Source organism: Jannaschia sp. M317 (assembly GCF_025141175.1).
In the GTDB taxonomy this organism is placed as follows: Bacteria; Pseudomonadota; Alphaproteobacteria; order Rhodobacterales; family Rhodobacteraceae; genus Jannaschia.
Genome location: NZ_CP081155.1, coordinates 2,859,230 through 2,875,583, shown reverse-complemented (window position 1 = coordinate 2,875,583; position 16,354 = coordinate 2,859,230). Strand labels below are relative to the sequence as shown.

General features: G+C 63.8%; 18 protein-coding genes and 1 tRNA gene. 6 read left to right on the top strand and 13 right to left on the bottom strand.

All coding sequences use genetic code 11. The annotated features are described in order from the left end of the window. Positions 1–64 precede the first annotated feature (64 nt). The 7 genes from K3551_RS14655 to K3551_RS14625 form a co-directional block, all read right to left on the bottom strand. Positions 65–141: transfer RNA gene (locus K3551_RS14655), tRNA-Pro, on the bottom strand. Between the two features lie 58 nt (positions 142–199). Next, positions 200–1,126 (bottom strand): MerR family transcriptional regulator, encoded by a 927-nt coding sequence (locus tag K3551_RS14650; protein WP_259914814.1) that lies wholly within the window; start codon positions 1,124–1,126, stop codon positions 200–202. Positions 1,127–1,128: 2 nt separating this feature from the next. Continuing rightward, positions 1,129–1,434: an integration host factor subunit alpha gene (gene ihfA / locus K3551_RS14645; protein WP_259914812.1), complete on the bottom strand. Its 306-nt coding sequence runs from the start codon at positions 1,432–1,434 to the stop codon at positions 1,129–1,131. Between the two features lie 153 nt (positions 1,435–1,587). Next, complete coding sequence (locus tag K3551_RS14640) at positions 1,588–2,559, bottom strand: beta-ketoacyl-ACP synthase III (protein ID WP_259914796.1); 972 nt, start codon at positions 2,557–2,559, stop codon at positions 1,588–1,590. Positions 2,560–2,562: 3 nt separating this feature from the next. Continuing rightward, positions 2,563–3,639, bottom strand: coding sequence for a phosphate acyltransferase PlsX (plsX, locus tag K3551_RS14635; protein ID WP_259914794.1), 1,077 nt, complete (start codon positions 3,637–3,639; stop codon positions 2,563–2,565). 40 nt (positions 3,640–3,679) lie between these two features. Beyond that, on the bottom strand, positions 3,680–3,883 hold the full coding sequence (rpmF, locus tag K3551_RS14630; RefSeq protein ID WP_259914792.1) for a 50S ribosomal protein L32: 204 nt from the start codon (positions 3,881–3,883) through the stop codon (positions 3,680–3,682). A gap of 169 nt (positions 3,884–4,052) precedes the next feature. Next, positions 4,053–4,598 (bottom strand): DUF177 domain-containing protein, encoded by a 546-nt coding sequence (locus K3551_RS14625; protein WP_259914790.1) that lies wholly within the window; start codon positions 4,596–4,598, stop codon positions 4,053–4,055. 124 nt (positions 4,599–4,722) lie between these two features. Here K3551_RS14625 and K3551_RS14620 point away from each other — a divergent pair, with 124 nt between their 5' ends. Then, positions 4,723–5,205, top strand: coding sequence for an outer membrane protein assembly factor BamE (locus K3551_RS14620; protein WP_259914788.1), 483 nt, complete (start codon positions 4,723–4,725; stop codon positions 5,203–5,205). A 3-nt stretch (positions 5,206–5,208) separates the two neighbouring features. Further along, positions 5,209–5,694, top strand: a complete 486-nt coding sequence (locus tag K3551_RS14615) for a cupin domain-containing protein (protein ID WP_259914786.1) — start codon at positions 5,209–5,211, stop codon at positions 5,692–5,694. Positions 5,695–5,697: 3 nt separating this feature from the next. On the opposite strand, the gene msrB is transcribed toward K3551_RS14615, so the two are convergent. Then, the gene (gene msrB / locus K3551_RS14610; RefSeq protein WP_259914784.1) at positions 5,698–6,099 is read right to left on the bottom strand and encodes a peptide-methionine (R)-S-oxide reductase MsrB; all 402 of its coding nucleotides are present in this window, start codon (positions 6,097–6,099) and stop codon (positions 5,698–5,700) included. 77 nt (positions 6,100–6,176) lie between these two features. On the opposite strand from msrB, the gene K3551_RS14605 reads away from it, so the two are divergent. Together K3551_RS14605 and K3551_RS14600 are read left to right on the top strand one after the other, a co-directional pair. Further along, a complete protein-coding gene (locus K3551_RS14605) occupies positions 6,177–6,857 on the top strand; it encodes a GNAT family N-acetyltransferase (protein WP_259914782.1) in 681 nt (226 codons plus the stop codon). A gap of 35 nt (positions 6,858–6,892) precedes the next feature. After that, positions 6,893–8,701, top strand: a complete 1,809-nt coding sequence (locus tag K3551_RS14600) for an ABC-F family ATP-binding cassette domain-containing protein (protein ID WP_259914780.1) — start codon at positions 6,893–6,895, stop codon at positions 8,699–8,701. A gap of 54 nt (positions 8,702–8,755) precedes the next feature. Here the strand turns inward: K3551_RS14600 and K3551_RS14595 are convergent, their stop codons facing one another. Continuing rightward, entirely contained in the window at positions 8,756–9,451 is a 696-nt protein-coding gene (locus K3551_RS14595) for a DUF1194 domain-containing protein (protein WP_259914779.1), read from the bottom strand. Between the two features lie 47 nt (positions 9,452–9,498). After that, positions 9,499–10,206, bottom strand: coding sequence for a hypothetical protein (locus K3551_RS14590; protein ID WP_259914777.1), 708 nt, complete (start codon positions 10,204–10,206; stop codon positions 9,499–9,501). 100 nt (positions 10,207–10,306) lie between these two features. Here K3551_RS14590 and K3551_RS14585 point away from each other — a divergent pair, with 100 nt between their 5' ends. Further along, positions 10,307–10,801, top strand: a complete 495-nt coding sequence (locus K3551_RS14585) for an REP-associated tyrosine transposase (RefSeq protein ID WP_259914775.1) — start codon at positions 10,307–10,309, stop codon at positions 10,799–10,801. A gap of 178 nt (positions 10,802–10,979) precedes the next feature. On the opposite strand, the gene K3551_RS14580 is transcribed toward K3551_RS14585, so the two are convergent. The 3 genes from K3551_RS14580 to K3551_RS14570 all read right to left on the bottom strand — a co-directional run bounded on the left by K3551_RS14580 (position 10,980) and on the right by K3551_RS14570 (position 15,038). Further along, a complete protein-coding gene (locus K3551_RS14580) occupies positions 10,980–12,245 on the bottom strand; it encodes an ATP-binding protein (protein ID WP_259914773.1) in 1,266 nt (421 codons plus the stop codon). Then, complete coding sequence (parE, locus tag K3551_RS14575) at positions 12,238–14,196, bottom strand: DNA topoisomerase IV subunit B (protein ID WP_259914771.1); 1,959 nt, start codon at positions 14,194–14,196, stop codon at positions 12,238–12,240. Before parE ends, K3551_RS14580 begins: the two co-directional genes overlap by 8 nt. Positions 14,197–14,345: 149 nt before the next feature. Continuing rightward, positions 14,346–15,038 carry a hypothetical protein gene (locus K3551_RS14570; protein WP_259919700.1) on the bottom strand — a complete coding sequence of 231 codons (693 nt, stop codon included), beginning with the start codon at positions 15,036–15,038 and terminating at the stop codon, positions 14,346–14,348. Between the two features lie 159 nt (positions 15,039–15,197). Between K3551_RS14570 and galE the strand changes: the two genes are divergently transcribed. Beyond that, entirely contained in the window at positions 15,198–16,211 is a 1,014-nt protein-coding gene (gene galE / locus K3551_RS14565) for a UDP-glucose 4-epimerase GalE (protein ID WP_259914763.1), read from the top strand. Positions 16,212–16,354 lie beyond the last annotated feature (143 nt).

Here is a 16,354-nt window from a genome sequence, read left to right as displayed (position 1 = left end):
ATGCGCAAAACGCCCCGCCCCGACAGGGGAGAGGCGTTTGAGGGCACCCCGGCACGGGTGCTATTGGTCGGGCTAGCAGGACTCGAACCTGCGACCTTCCGTCCCCCAGACGGACGCGCTACCAGGCTGCGCCATAGCCCGACTGGCGGCAATACATACGGCCTTTCGCCGGGGGCGCAAGCGGGAAAACGAAAGGTTTTCACCGGTCCGTCCGATGCTCCGCAAGGTCGTCGGAAATTTCGTCGCACAGCGCGCGATAGCGTCGGATCACGCGCCGCAGACGCATCCGGTCCGGGTCGGACACGGTTCTTGCCGCACGCGCCAATCGCAAGGCCCGCAGCGTCGGCATCGGCGGCGGGACCACGGCGTCGACCACCTGCGCAGGTTCGGCCACCGGATCCGCAGGTTGCGTGTCCTCGGGCGGCGGGGCGGGCGTTTCAGGCTCAGGCTCAGGCTCAGGCTCAGGCTCAGGCTCTGGATCGGGGGCGTGGGTCACTGTTTCCGGCGCGTCGGCGGGCGCGTCGGGCAGGGGGGCCTCGGGCGTGTCGACCGGCGCTTCGTCCAGCGTTTCGGGTTCCGGTGCGGGGGCCTCGGGCAAGGGATCTTCGATGGCCGGGGCAGGCGCGCTTTCCATGGTGTCGGGCGCGGGCGCGTCCGGTTGCTCGGGCATGACCTCGGCTGGGGAACTTGGCGGTTCCTTGGCGATCTCGACCGGCGCCGCGGGGGGGGCGACCGGTGCCACGGATCCGGCGTCGCGCAGCGGCACGACCTTGGCCGGGCCGTCATCTTCCCCTTGGCGGATGACGCGGCGCGTGCGCTGGATCGGCTGTTCTGGCATCTCGAGCTCTGGCGACAAGGCCATCACGGGGTCGACCCCGTCGTCCTCGATCTTTTGGCTGACGGCGCGGATCGTCAGCCCCTGATCGTGCAGCATCACTTTGATGCCACCCAGCAGGCGCATGTCCTCGGGCCGGTAATAGCGCCGACCGCCTGCGCCCTTGACGGGCGCGATCTGGTCGAACTTCGATTCCCAGAACCGCAGGACATGCGTCGGCACGGTCAGCCAGTCGGCAACCTCGCGAATGGTGCGAAACGCACCGTCGGATTTTTCCGGAGCACGAGTCAAACTCAGCCCTTCTTGTTGCCCGCCGCCACACGGTCCTTCATCAGGTGCGAAGGGCGGAAGGTCAGAACCCGGCGGGGCGGGATCGGGGCCTCTTCGCCGGTCTTGGGGTTGCGGCCCACGCGGGCAGATTTGTCGCGTGTGGAAAAGGTGCCGAAGCTGGACACCTTGACCTGTTCGCCGGCGACCAGCGCGTCCGAGACGTGCTGCAAAACCGAGGCGACAAGCGTGGCGCTTTCGTTTCGGCTCAGGCCGACTTCGCGAAAAACGGCTTCGCTGAGGTCCATTCGGGTCAGGGTCTTTCCTGCCATGTCACACTCCTGTGATCGGGTTGCCGCACCTTGGGGCGCAGCTTCGCGTGAAGGGAAAGGCAAGTCAATGCCGAGGCTTACGCATCGAAGTTCACACGCGGGCCTTTGCCGGGGATAAAATGGCGAAAGCCGTTGCCCCGCAAGGCGCTTTGCCTACCAGCGCAGCAGCAGCGCACCCCAGGCCAAACCGCCGCCGATCGCCTCTGTCACGGTCAAATCACCTTCGCGCAACTGTCCAGAGGCCTTGGCCACGGACATCGCCAGGGGAATCGATGCCGCCGAGGTGTTGCCGTGATCGGCAACCGTGACGATGACCTTGTCCATCGGCAGGTTCAGCTTGGCCGCTGTGCGGGTGATGATGCGGATGTTGGCCTGATGGGGCACGACGCGGTCGATCTGCTCGGCCGTCACGCCCCCCTTGTCCATCACCGCGATGGTCGACGCGGCGAGTTTCTCGACCGCGTGGCGGAACACCTCTTTGCCGGCCATCATCAGGTGGCCCGTGGTCTGGGTTGCGGATACCCCGCCCGATACTTGCAGAATGTCGCGATAGCGGCCGTCCGAATGCAGATCGGTGGCCAGGATCCCCCGGTCGTCCGACGTGCCCGCGCCTTCGCCTGCCTCCAGCACCAGCGCGCCGGCACCGTCGCCGAACAGAACGCAGGTGGTGCGGTCTTCCCAGTTCATGATTCGGCTGAAGGTTTCCGCCCCGATCACGAGGACCCGTTTGGCCTGGCCCGACAGGATCAGCCCGTCGGCATTGGTCAGCGCATAGACAAAACCCGCGCAAACCGCCTGCACGTCAAAGGCGAACCCGCGCGTCATCCCCAGCTTTTGCTGAACGATGGTGGCGGTTGCCGGAAACGTCAGGTCAGGGGTCGAAGTGGCGAGGATGATGGCGTCGATGTCATCGGCCTGCAGCCCCGCGTCATCCAACGCGGCCTGCGCGGCGGCGGTGGCCAGGTCCGAGGTCATCTGTCCTTCGGCCGCGAAATGGCGGCGTTCGATACCAGAGCGGGACTTGATCCATTCGTCCGAGGTTTCGAGAAAGCTCTCGAACCAGGAGTTTTCCACGATACGTTCGGGCAGGTAATGGCCCACGCCTCTGATGATGGATCGTCTCAAGCGTCAGGACTCCAGGGTGCGGGTTGCGGCTGCGACGCGGGCTTTCAACCGCTCCGAAAAGCCGGATTTCGAAAGGTTCCAGGCCAGGCCCACGGCGGCGGCCACGCCGGTCTCGTCGGCGGAGCCGTGGGATTTCACCACCGTTCCGTTCAGCCCCAGAAACACGCCGCCGTTGACCCGGCGCGGGTCGATCCGTTTGGACAGGCGTTTCAGGGATGTCATCGCCAGCAGGGCCGACACCTTGGACAGGATCGTGGCCCCGAACGCCTCGGCCAGCATATCGCGGACAAAACGCGCCGTGCCTTCGCCGGTCTTCAACGCGATGTTTCCGGTAAAGCCGTCGGTCACGATCACGTCGCAGGTGTCGGCGGGAATATCACCGCCTTCGACGAAGCCCACGAAATCGTATTGGTTCTGATCGGCATTGGCCTCGATCAGGTCATGGGCGTCTTTCAGCTCGCTGCGGCCCTTGTTCTCTTCGGTGCCGACGTTCAGCAGGCCGACGCGCGGGCGTTCAAGGCCCAGACCATTGCGGGCATAGGACATGCCCATCAGCGCATATTGCAACAAATCGTCGGGGTCCGCGCGGATATCGGCGCCAACGTCCAGCATCACGTTGAACCCGGACGGATTGCGCGACGGCCAGAGAATCGCAATCGCGGGGCGGTTCACGCCGGGCAGCTTGCGCAGGCGGATCATCGACACCGCCATCAACGCGCCGGTGTTGCCACAACTGACGCAGACCTCGGCCTCGCCGGATTTGACCGCCTCGACGGCGGACCACATGGATGTGTCCTTGCCGGTGCGCACGACCTGAGACGGCTTGTCATCCATCTGCACGATGCCTTCGGCGTGGCGGACGATGCAATGATCGGACAGGCCCCTGCGCTTGGCGATCAACGCCTCAAGCACGGGTTTGTTGCCGTGCACGATAAAGCGCATGGCAGGCGTCTTTCGGACGGCGCGGGCCAGACCCGCGACCACGGCCTCGGGGCCATGATCGCCGCCCATGGCGTCAATCGACAGAACGCCGCTTGCGCCCGCGCGGGACGAGGTCGGGGTGGTGCCGTCGTCAGACATGCAGCCGACCCCCTGTCATGCGCGCGTCGGAGCCCAAGGCTCAGGCGACGTCGTCGTCCAGTTCAACGGTGTCCGCCGCGACGACTTCGCGATCGGCATAGTGGCCACAGGCACCGCAAACGTGGTGCGGGCGCTTGAGCTCGCCACAGTTGGGGCATTCGGCCGGGTTGCCGGGCGTCAGGCTGTCGTGCGAGCGACGGTTGTTGCGGCGCGACGGGGTAATCTTGTTCTGCGGAACGGCCATGTCTCAGCCTCTGATCAGTTCGGAGGGGGCGCGTCGGCGCAGCCCTGGGTGTCATTTCAATCTCTGCCGGTCCCTATTGCCAATCGGCGCAAGGGTCCAGCCATTTCCGGCCCGACGGGCGGAGGAACGCGCGTCATACAGCGATTCAGCGCGGATGCAAGTACGCCGGTCAGTCGTCGCCCTTGTCCATCTTCGCTTTCAATGCGGCCAGACCCGCAAAGGGTTTGACGGCCTCGTCTGTCAGGGGCTCCGCGCCCGGGGGTGCCGCGCTCAGATCGACGTCTTCGGCCCCGTCCACGCGGGGAAACGGTGGGATCGACAGGATCAGGGATTCTTCCAGCAGATCCCCCATATCGAGCACATCGGGCAGGGGCTCCACGTTCTCATCCTCGGCCATCTCGACTTCCTCTTCGGGCGGGACGTCGAAATCGGGCGTGTAGCGGCGCACGACGGATTCTTCGATCCGGGTGGTGACCGGGTCCGTCGTGACGCGGCAGGGCTGCACGACGGTCGCCCCCAGATGCCCGGAAAACGTCCAGTCGCGCCCCGGCCCGGGGGTCAGGTCCCCCTCCAGCCGGACCTTGCGCAGGATATCGACGTCCAGCCGGTCGGCCAGCGCCTCCAACTGGCCGGCATCGGGCACCAGCCGGACATGAGTGGCACGCCGCTGCCGCAGGTCGGCCAGGCGCAACGGGTGGGACAGAACAGGCTTCATCACGTAATCTCGCAGTCTCGCCCCCCGGTCACGGGCTTGATGGGCACCGCCGGGGCGGTTAAGCCATAGGTCGAATTGAGGGGGTCCTGCAACGGACTCGACGGGGAAGGGTAGGGCGCCAGCCATGACGACACCACGTGGACCGCGTCCAAGCCGCCGGTTTCTCCGTTTTGCAGCGGCCGCCTTTCTATCGGTCGGTCTGACGGCCTGTGCGGCCACCTTTCGCGATCATGGCTACGTCCCGTCCGAGGCGGACCTGCAATCGCTGATCGTCGGGGTGGACACGCGCGACACGGTCGAGGCCTCGGTCGGACGCCCGTCTGCCACCGGTGTGCTGCGCGGCGATGCCTGGTATTTTGTCCAGTCCCGCGTGCGGAACTTCGGCTGGCGCGCCCCGCAGACCATCGAGAGGGAACTGGTCGCCATTTCCTTTGCCCCCGATGGCACGGTCGAAAACATCGAACGGTTCGGGTTGGAGGATGGCAAGGTCGTGACCCTGTCTCGGCGCATCACCAAGACGACGATCAAGGAATTCGGCCTGATCCAGCAGATTGTCCGCAACTTTGGCCGCATCAACATCGGCGAAACCCTCGCCGCGGACAATTGAGCCGTGGGCTCGGATCGCTATCTGCTGCGGGCCGCTGACATTGCAGCGATGGAAGGGGTTCAAAAGACCCACTTCATCAATCCGGCGGCCAAACGCGTAAACAAGTCGCTGGGCGATGCAACCGGGCTGACCGGGTTGGGCATTCACCTGATAGAGGTGCAGCCCGGCGATGAAACCACCGCCTGCCACGTCCATTACCACGAGGATGAGGCCGTCTACGTGCTGTCGGGCACGGCCACGGCGCGGATCGGCGACGACACGCACGCCATCGGGCCGGGCGATTTCATCGGCTACCGTGCGGGCGGGCTGGCGCATACGATCGTCAACACCGGGGCCGAGGTGCTGCGCTGTCTGGTGATCGGACAGCGTTTGGCCCACGATGTCGCCGACTATGTGGATCTGGACAAACGGATCTATCGCCAGGCCGGTCTGCCCTGGAACCTCGTCGATATCGCCGCCATCGCCACCCCCACGGGCGGCAAGAAGTAGCCGCTATTCTTCCGGCTCGAAATCCAGCGCGACGCCATTGATGCAGTATCGCAACCCGGTGGGGTTCGGTCCGTCCGGAAAGACGTGGCCCAGGTGCCCGTCGCAGCGCGCGCAATGCACCTCTGTGCGGGTCATGAACCAGGATTTGTCCTGACTTTCGCCGACCTGCGCGCCCTCGACCCCGTCCACCGGCTGATAAAAGCTGGGCCAACCGGTGCCGCTGTCGAACTTGTGCGATTGGTCAAATAGCGGTGCGCCACAGCCTTTGCACATGTAAGTGCCGGGATCCTTGGGGAAATCCTCGTGGGTTCCGGCCCGTTCGGTGCCGTGCTTGCGCAGGACCTTGAACGCCTCCGGCCCCAGCTGAGCGCGCCATTCCTCGTCCGTCTTGATGACCTTGTCCATCGGGCTTCCTCCTGCGCGTGCCTCGTGCGACTAACGCAGATAGGGGCGCTGCGGCGCAAGGCAAAGGGCACAAACGCGTGACCGAAGATCGCATCATCACTGCCGGTCGCTGGCGCGTGCGCCTGACCGGGTCCGAGAACGCGGACGCCGCGCTGGCCCTGCGGGCGCGTGTTTTTCGGGGCGGGGCCTGTGACCGGGATGCCTTTGATGCGCGGGCGCGGCATCTGGTCGTCGAAGACGGGGCCCGGACCTTGGCCTGCGCCCGGCTGCAACTGCAACGCCGGGCCGAGGTCGGCGCGGGATATTCCGCGCAATACTATGATCTGCAAAAGTTTTCCGCCGCGTTCCCCCGCGCGTTGGAGGTGGGCCGCATCTGCCTTGCGCCCGAGGTGACATCGCCGGATGTGCTCCGCCTGCTTTTGGCGACGCTGGCTCAGTTGGTCCTGGAGGCGCGGGCCGCCGTTCTGTTTGGTTGCGCGTCCTTCCCGTTGGCAGAGGCGTCGCTGGATGGGCTGACGGATCGGTTGGCCCCGGCGGAATGGGCACCGGGGCGCAAGGCATCCGAGGTGCGCGCGTTGACCGGGACAGGGCCGATGCCGCCGCTGCTGCGGTCCTATCTGGCCCTTGGTGCGCGGGTGTCGGACCACGGGGTCGTGGACCGGGATCTGGGCACCGTCCATGTCTTTACCGCCCTGCCGATCGCGGCGATTCCGCCGAACCGGGCACGCCTGTTGACGGGAATGCTGGACGCGGTCTGATTGACGGGCGCGCGCAGGCCGCATAAGCGCGCCTCATGGCACGCGCACCCCTTCTCCAACTCTCCGATATCTCGCTGACCTTCGGCGGGAATCCTGTTTTCGCCGACCTCTCGTTGGTCGTGCAGCCCGGTGACCGGGTGGCCCTGGTCGGGCGCAACGGATCGGGCAAATCCACCCTGATGAAGGTCATGGCCGGATTGGTCGAGGCCGACACCGGCAGCCGTGTGCTGTCGCCCGGCACCTCAGTCGGATATATGGAACAAGACCCTGATATTTCAGGGTTCGCCACGCTGGGGGACTATGCGTTGTCCGGTCTGGACCCGTCAGAAGCCTGGCGCGTGGATGCCGTGGCCGAGGGGCTGAAGCTGCCGTTGGAGGCGACGCCGGAGAAAGCATCTGGCGGAGAGCGGCGGCGCGCGGCGCTGGCCAAACTGCTGGCCGAGGCGCCCGAGCTGATGCTGCTGGACGAGCCGACGAACCATCTGGATATCGAGGCCATCGCCTGGCTGGAGCGGGAGTTGAAGGAAACGCGCGCGGCCTTTGTCCTGATCTCGCACGACCGCGCGTTCCTGACGGCGCTGACCCGCGCAACCCTTTGGGTTGACAGGGGAAATGTCCGCCGGCAGGAAAAAGGCTTCGAGGCTTTCGAAGCCTGGCGCGACAAGACCTGGGACGAGGAAGACACCGCCCGGCACAAGCTGGACCGCAAGATCAAGGCCGAAGCCCGTTGGGCGGTCGAGGGTATTTCTGCCCGGCGCAAACGCAACCAAGGCCGCGTGCGCGCCCTGGGAGAGTTGCGCGCCGAACGCTCTGCCCAGATCCGCCGCGCCGGGACCGCCGCGCTGGAACTGGATGCAGGCCAGTCCAGCGGCAAGAAGGTGATCGAAGCCGAAGGTCTTTCAAAGACTTACGGGGATAAGTTGATCCTTCGCGATTTTGATTTGCGGGTGCTGCGCGGGGATCGCGTGGCCTTTGTAGGACCCAATGGCGTGGGCAAGACGACGGTGCTCAAGATGCTGCTGGGCGAGGTTGAGCCGGATGCCGGAACGGTCAGGTTGGGCACCAATCTGGAGGTCGCCGTCTTTGATCAGACGCGGGACAAGCTGGACGGGGACAAGACGCTTTGGGATAATCTGACGTTGGATCCCAGCCTGGGCGTTTCGGGCAATTCCGATCAGGTCATGGTGCGTGGCACGCCCCGGCACGTGGCTGGCTATCTCAAGGATTTCCTGTTTGATGACAAACAGTTGAAGGCTCCGGTACGATCTCTGTCCGGTGGTGAAAAGGCACGGTTGCTGCTGGCGCGGATCATGGCGCTGCCGTCCAACCTGCTGGTGCTGGACGAACCGACGAACGATCTGGACATCGAGACGCTCGACCTGTTGCAGGACGTGTTGGGCGACTATGATGGCACCGTTCTGCTGGTCAGTCACGACAGGGATTTCCTGGACCGCGTCGCCACCCAGACCATCGCGATGGAAGGGGACGGCAGGGCGCAGGTCTATCCGGGCGGTTGGTCGGATTATCAGGTTCAACGTCGCCCCGTAACCACCGAGATAAAAACGGAAAAGAAGAAATCAAAACCCGTCGAGGTCCCCAAGGAACAGGCCAGTTCCAGCAAGCTGAGCTATACGGAACGTCACCGGCTTGATGCTTTGCCCGCCGAGATGGAGCGGCTGTCGGCCGAGATCGCGAAATTGGAAGAGCTGCTTTCGGATGCGGAGTTGTTCACGCGCGAACCGGTCAAATTCCAGAAAGCGACCGAGGCGCTGACCCAGCGGCACGAAAAGCTGGCTGCCGCGGAAGAGGAATGGCTGGAGCTGGAAGAGAAGGCCGACGGCTGATCTTCACGTTTTGGGGGAGGTTTCCGACCCGTCTTCCCCCGTTTTGTACAAACCTCAGTCGCCCAGATCGGCCACGATCCGGCGGGTCGGAAGCCCCGAGATTTCGAGAATCAGTTTCCGCTTTACCGCCTCGGCAAAGACGCCGCCCTGCGCCGCCTCGACCACGAAAGCACCGGGACCGCCGATGATGCGGGCCTCGTATTGCTGCGCCAGACTCGCGTCCTCCCACGGTCGGTCGGTGACGATGGCCAGCGCGTTGATGGTAATGTTGCTTTCCAGAACTTCGTCGCGGGCGACTTCGATGGGCGGGCCGTAGGTGTTGCCCGTGGTGTCGCCGGAAAAGTCGATGACACGGCGCCACCCGTCGATGCGATTCTGCTCGATCAGGTCGCGCGCAAACAGCAGGGCCGATCCGATGGCATTGCGTCCCGTAGCCCCCCGCGGCGGGCCGTCGAGCGCTGCGGCAAAGGCGGCGGCGCTGTCGGGGCCGTCGATCTGCATCCAGGGCACGATGACGCCCTGGGTCGTCGCCCATTCGACGTAGGTGACGGCGATGTGCCCGTAGGCGGTGTTGGCGATGGCGGCCAGCACGTCGGGGTCGGTCATCGCCCGGGCATAACTCTGCCGTTGGAACATCAGCTCTCGCTGGGTGATCGAGCCGGAGGCATCGGCCAACAGAACCAGTTCCAGGTCGGTGTCCTGGGCGAAGGCGGGGCCCGTCAGCAGGGCGAGGAGGGCGAGGGCGCGCATTTCCGCAGTCTGGACCGGGCACGCGGACCGCGTCCAATCACATCTGTTCAGGCGCAGATACCGGGCAGGTCATCTTCGTAGGGGACGATGGCGGGCCGGGTGATCTGTTCCGGCTCCGCCACCGGAAGCACCTGACGCAGAAGGGTTTTCAGTCGGTCCGTGCGGGTGCCTTCGGGGTGGAGGACGGCGCAGCAGAAGTATTCCTCCACCAGGCTGGCCTGTTGTTCGTAGCCGTAGTCGAGGAAGCGGCGGGAGGGGTCTTCGTCGAAGAGATAGGGATCGTCGATGGTCACCTGTTCGGCAAAGGCGCGGCTGGGGTGGTAGCCGGTCTGGGCCCGGTTCTGCCACTGCCAAACGTGGGTCATCTCGTGGATCAGGAACATCGCGGAGGCGAGGTCGAGGCGGCCGTCCGTCGTTTGTCGGGCGTAGTCGGGCAGCCAGGCGCGCGGGCTGAGAAGAAGCTTTTCAAACAAGACGATACCGCCCGTGGCGGCGGTGATGCGGCCCGTCTGCGGCGGGCCGATCCGTTCGCGGCAGGTGGTCCGGGGGCGGGCGTCGAAGGTGATCGGGAAGAGGCCGATCGTGGGGTTCTTCGTCAGCCGGATCGGGGCCGTGTCGAGGGTCGAGCCGTGGAGCTGCGCGGTCAACGCGATCTCCGCCTCGGTCAGGGGCCTGCTGCAGGCGGTGAGGGCGAGGAGGAGGATCAGAAGCGCGCGCATGGGGGCAGGGTAGGGCGGATCTTGTGGGTGATCCATGGGTGATTTGCGGGTGATCCCGGGGGGACGGGTCGCTTGGGCACGATGGGGCGTAGGGTGGGTGAAACCCACCGTTAACCATTCCATGCGATGCTCGCCCATGTCCAATTATCGCCGCGCACAGACACCCGGTGGCACGTTCTTCTTTACGGTCAATCTGGCCGTGCGGGGTGAAACGATGCTGACGGACCGGATCGACGAATTACGGAGGGCTTACCGCAGCGTCGGGACGGATATGCCATTCACCACCCGGGCGGTCGTCGTGTTGCCCGACCACATCCATGCGATCTGGACGCTGCCCGAAGGGGACAGCGATTTTTCGACGCGGTGGAGGCGGATCAAGCGGGCGTTCACCGTCTCGACCGGTGAGACGCGGGGACGGTCGCGCAGCAAGCGCCGGAAGGGAGAGGCCGGCCTCTGGCAGCGGCGGTTTTGGGAGCGGTGCGTACGGGATGAGGCGGAGTTGGCGGCGTGTGTACGATATGTGTGGGGCAACCCGGTTAAGCACGGATTGGTGACGCGCGCGGTGGAGTGGCCGTATTCGTCGGTCCACCGGGAGATCGCAGCGGGGCGATTGCCGCCGGAGGGGCCGTAGGCGGATTATGGTTTCGATGGGGTCGGTGCGACCCGCCGCATAGGCCGGTTTGGGTCGGGATCGGGCGCGGGGATGGCCGTAGGGTGGGTGCAACCCACCGTTTGCGATGTTGTCGGGGTGGCGTTTGCGGGCGGGGGATGGTGGGTTTCACCCACCCTACGTTGGCTGGTCTGCTGAGTTACGCCGGAAGATGGCTGGCACCCAAGGATACCCCGTCCTGCTCAGCTATTAGTCTAACATAACCACGCAACATAGGATCCTCGAATTCGTACCAACCAGATTTAGTTTTCCGAAGAATTTTTCTGCGGTGCAAGCTGTTTAGAGCGTTCCTTATATCTTGAGCGTTATTTTTGGACGTGTCATATCTAGGCCTGCCTTCACGACCCTCCATTATTTCATCGTAGTCAGACACAATGTCTTTAAATTGACGGGCAATGTGTGGTCCCGCTGAAAGTGCAAATAATACCTCAACATACCTATCCGTACCCTTTTTGACAGCATGATCAAAAGCGGTTCGAAGCCTAGCGGCTGCGTTCTGCGCAGCGCCAGAGATGGCCTTTTGAAATAAATCGTCCGAAATCTGTTCTACTGATTGCTGTTCTTCATACAGTTTGAGTATCGCAGACTTAAGAATGAGGTGCGCAAAATGAGGATAGCCGCATGAGATTTGGCTGATCCTAACACGCTGCCCCTTATGGAACACTACGCTGAATTCCTTTTCAACGTCTTCAATAATCTCCCAAATGGCGTCATGTGTGAGCGGCCTTAGCTCGACGCCAGACACATAGCGGTCAACAGACTCGTGGGCGCTGAGCAAGTCATCAAGATCTCGAGTTACCCCGCAAAAGATAATCTTCACTTTGGAGCCTCGGACAGACAGCTGTTTCAGCATATCAGACAGATGTTGGAAAGTTTCATAGTTCTCAAGCCTGTCAAACTCATCGACAATAAGACATGGAGCACAATCCACGTCCTGAGATACGATCATGCTTTCGATCAAACTAGCAGCTTGGTTGGGGCTAATTGCCTCTCCGACCTGGAACAGTCCACCTGTTTCACCACTTACCGTAAGTCCGAGAATCTTAAATTGAGCCTTTATTTTGCTTGACCTCAGTAGGGCTGGGTTTTTACGTTCCGCTTCATCGACAATGTCCTGAAGCAAACTACGAAAAGTCGTGTCTTTGCCACAGGCAACTGCGACCTTTAGCTCAACGACATTTCTAAACTCCATGCATGCCGTGTGTCCAAGGGACGTTTTTCCGATCCCTCTAGCCCCCCAGATAAAAGGATGTGCTCCAGGGGTTTCGAGGGCATCAAGCATTTCTCCGAGGGACTGTTTTCTACCTTTGAGCTGTGACGTTAGCTCAATATGTCGAGATGGATGCAGAAGATAATCCAATCTTGCGCGAAAATCTCTTCGTTCCTGATCTACTGCGTTAAACATCCAACTCCCCCGCAAAGCGCGCGTTCTCAGAAATATACTGAAACCGCATCTCCGGTTTTTTCCCCATCAGCCGCTCCACCAGATCGCCGGTCTCGCCCGGGGCGTCTTCGTCCACGGTTACGCGGATCAGTTTGCGGGAGGCGGGGTCCATGGTGGTTTCCTTCAGGTCCTTGGCGTCCATTTCGCCCAGGCCCTTGAAGCGGCTGACGTCGATCTTGCCTTTGCCGCCCAGGCCCTTGGCCAGCCAGACGTCGCGTTCGGCCTCGTCGATGCAATAGACGCGTTTGGCGCCTTGGGTCAGGCGGAACAGCGGCGGGCAGGCGAGGTAGAGGTGGCCTGCGTCGATCATGGGCCGCATCTGGGTGAAGAAGAACGTCATCAGGAGCGACGCGATATGTGCGCCGTCCACGTCGGCGTCGGTCATGATGATGACCTTGTCGTAGCGCAGGTCGTCGATGTTGAATTTCGTGCCCAGCGCCACGCCCAGCGCCTGTGACAGGTCGCTGATTTCCGCGTTCGACGTCAGCTTGCCCGAGGCGGCGCCCAGAACGTTCAGGATCTTGCCGCGCAGCGGCAGCAGGGCCTGGGTCTTGCGGTTGCGGGCCATCTTGGCGGAGCCGCCCGCGCTGTCGCCCTCGACGATGAACAACTCGGTGCCGTCGCGGTTGTTCTGGCTGCAATCGACCAGCTTGCCGGGCAGGCGCAGGCGTTTGGTCGCGGATTTGCGGGCGGTTTCCTTTTCCTGGCGGCGGCGCAGGCGTTCCTCGGCGCGCAGCACCAGAAAGTCGAGAATCGCGCCCGCCGATTTCGTATCCGACGCCAGCCAGTTGTCGAAACGATCGCGGACGGCGCCTTCGGTCATCTTGGCGGCGGCCTCGGTCGAGAGCCGGTCCTTGGTCTGGCCGACAAAGGCCGGCTCTGCGATGAAACACGACACCAGCGCGCAGCCGCCCGACATCAGGTCGTCGCGGGTGATCTGCGCGGCCTTCTTGTTGTTCGCAAGCTCTCCGTAGGCCTTGATGCCCTTGAGGATCGCGGCCCAGAAGCCGGTGACATGGGTGCCGCCCTCGGGTGTGGGGACGGTGTTGCAGTAGCTTTGCAGAAAACCATCGCGCGAGGGCGTCCAGTTGATCGCCCATTCGACCTTGCCGGGTTCACCGAATTTTTCCTGAAACTCGACGGTGCCCGCAAAGGCCGCATCCGCGTAGGTGGAGGCGGTGCCCAGCGTCTCGGTCAGATAGTCGGACAGGCCCCCGGGGAAGTGGAAGGTGGCAGAGGTCGGGGTTTCGCCGTCGTCGATTTCCGACTTCCAGCGGATTTCGACGCCGCTGAACAGGTAGGCCTTGGAGCGGATGGATTTGAACAGGCGCGCGGGTTTGAGGCGGTGCGAGCCAAAGATTTCCGCATCGGCATGAAAGGTGACGGTCGTGCCGCGCCGGTTGGGGGCGGCCCCGATCTTTGCCACCGGTCCCAGGGGGTGCCCCCGGCTGAACCGCTGCTCCCACAGCTCCCGGTCGCGGGCGACCTGGACGACCATGCTGTCGGACAGGGCGTTGACGACCGACGCGCCCACGCCGTGCAGGCCGCCGGACGTCTGATAGGCCTTGCCGGAAAACTTGCCCCCCGCGTGCAGCGTGCAGAGGATCACCTCCAACGCGGATTTGTCGGGGAACTTGGGGTGGGGGTCGACCGGGATGCCGCGGCCGTTGTCGCGCACGGTGCACGATCCGTCTGCCAGCAGCTCTACCTCGATGCGGTTGGCATGGCCCGCGACGGCCTCGTCCATGGAATTGTCGAGAACCTCGGCCACCATGTGGTGCAGCGCGCGTTCGTCGGTGCCGCCGATGTACATGCCGGGACGTTTGCGCACCGGCTCCAAACCCTCCAGCACCTCGATGGAGGAGGCGTCGTAGGTTTCGGTCTGCGCGGCCTTGAGGAGGTCGTCGGGCATTTTGCTGCTCTATCTTGTGGTGTTGGGCTCAAGATAGGCGAGATACGGATGCGGGGGAAGGGTGCCGCGGCGCTGTTGGGGCGTGCCCACGCCTGCAAGGAACGGCTGACGCCCTGGCCGGGGGATGGGGTCCCCCGACCGTCGACGCGTCAGTCGGATTGCGTGCTGCCGCTGACGCGCACGTTGTCGATGCCGAAGAATTCGTCGTTTGTGCCGCTGTTGAGCGTGGTTGCGGCCCCCAGTTGCATCGGTGTGCCGTCGTTGGCGGCCACGACGCGCACGGAGTAGGTGTAGTCGTTCTGTCTTTGCCAGCGGCCCGATCCGGACCCGGTGCCCGTCGAGGCCCGTGTCAGGGTGACCGTCGTGTCGGCATCGCCTTCGAAGGTGGTGATCACGGGCTCGCCGCTTTGCCAGTTGAAATCGCCGACGGCGATGTCTTCACCGTTGAGCGAGATGGACCCCTGTTCCCCATCCCAGCTATCGCCGAAGACCATGTCGAATTCGACCACGGCATATCTGTAGCTGCTGTCGACGTTGATCGGCAGATCGGCTGTAGGGGCGTTGCGGGACAGGGCCAGGATGTCGCCGAAGCCGCCGAAATTGATCAGCTCGCCACCCGACCAATCGCCGCGCCCGTCGCTGAAGTCGGTCTCGGAGAAGAGCTTGTCGAAGGCGGTCATGATCTCGATGCCGGTCATGGTGTCCCGGATGTCGTTGGACTGATCCTCGACCCCACCGCTGACAACGGTCATCGTGGCGAGGCCAAGCCCGACGGCAGCCGCGGTCAGGACGACCCAATCGACTGTAACGGCACCGGATTCACTGGACAGGAAATGTGACATGCAAACTGCTCTCGCAAACGAAAATACAGAGGTTTGCTATTGAGCGGACTTGTCGAAACTATGACCCTATTGGTGCGTCTCCGAGGAAGGGGGCGCCACATTGACGGCGCTTTCACGGGCTAGCGCGGTAAGAAACACAGCCGAAGGAGCGGGGCCAGGATGGCACGGATACTACTGACCGGTGGGGCCGGATACATCGGATCGCATACCTATGTGGCCCTGCGCGCCGCAGGGTATGAGGTGACCATCCTCGACGACTTTTCCAACAGTGATCCTGGCGTGATCGACCGCCTTGTGCGGTTGACCGGCGACGAGGTCGACCTGGTCCGTGGGTCGGTTCTGTACCCTACTGCCGTGCAGGCAGCGCTGTCGCGGGGCATCGACGGGGTCGTGCATTTCGCCGCGCGCAAGGCCGTGGGCGAAAGCGTGGCCAAGCCGCTTGACTACTTCGAGACCAACATCTCAGGCCTGATCGCCTTGATGCAGGAAATGAAGGCCGCTGGCGTGATGCGGATCGTGTTTTCGTCCACGGCGACCGTCTACGGCGAGCCGGAGGTCTTTCCGCTGACCGAAGACATGCCGTTGTCGCATACCTCGCCCTATGCCTTTACCAAGGTCACCTGCGAGCGGGTGCTGGAACAGGCGGCTCGTGCCGACGATTGGGCGGTGGGCGTGCTGCGGTATTTCAACCCGGTCGGTGCGCATCCCTCTGCCTTGATCGGCGAAGACCCGCGCGGGGTGCCCGACAATTTGATGCCCTACATCGCAAAGGTCGCCATGGGAGAGCTGTCGCGTCTGCAGGTGCATGGCAACGACTACGACACGCCCGACGGCACCTGCTGGCGCGACTATATCCACGTCATGGATCTTGCGCGCGCCCATGTGCAATCGCTGGATGCCCTGATGGAGGGACGCGGCCACGTGTTGAACATCGGGACCGGCACGCCGGTATCTGTCCTCGAGATGCACGGGGCCTACCAGGCCGTCGTCGGGCGCGAGTTGCCGCATGTCATCGGCCCGCGTCGGCCGGGCGACGTGCCGCGCCTGTATGCGGATCCCACGAAGGCGCGCGAGGTGCTTGGGTTCGACGCGGAGTTCGGGCTGGAGGATATGTGCCGGTCCAGCTGGGACTGGGTGCAAGCCCAGGCCGCAGGCTGGCGGTTCAACAGTTAGAGGCGCGGCTGGCGGGGCCCCGTGCGCGCATGTGGCGGGCCCGGTCGCCCGATCTGCGGGTGAGGCGCGGGCCGCAGCGTCGCGTCTGAGTATTTTCGCCGAGAAGAAGCAGGGGCCGGTCGCCCGCATCGGACCGGCGGGGC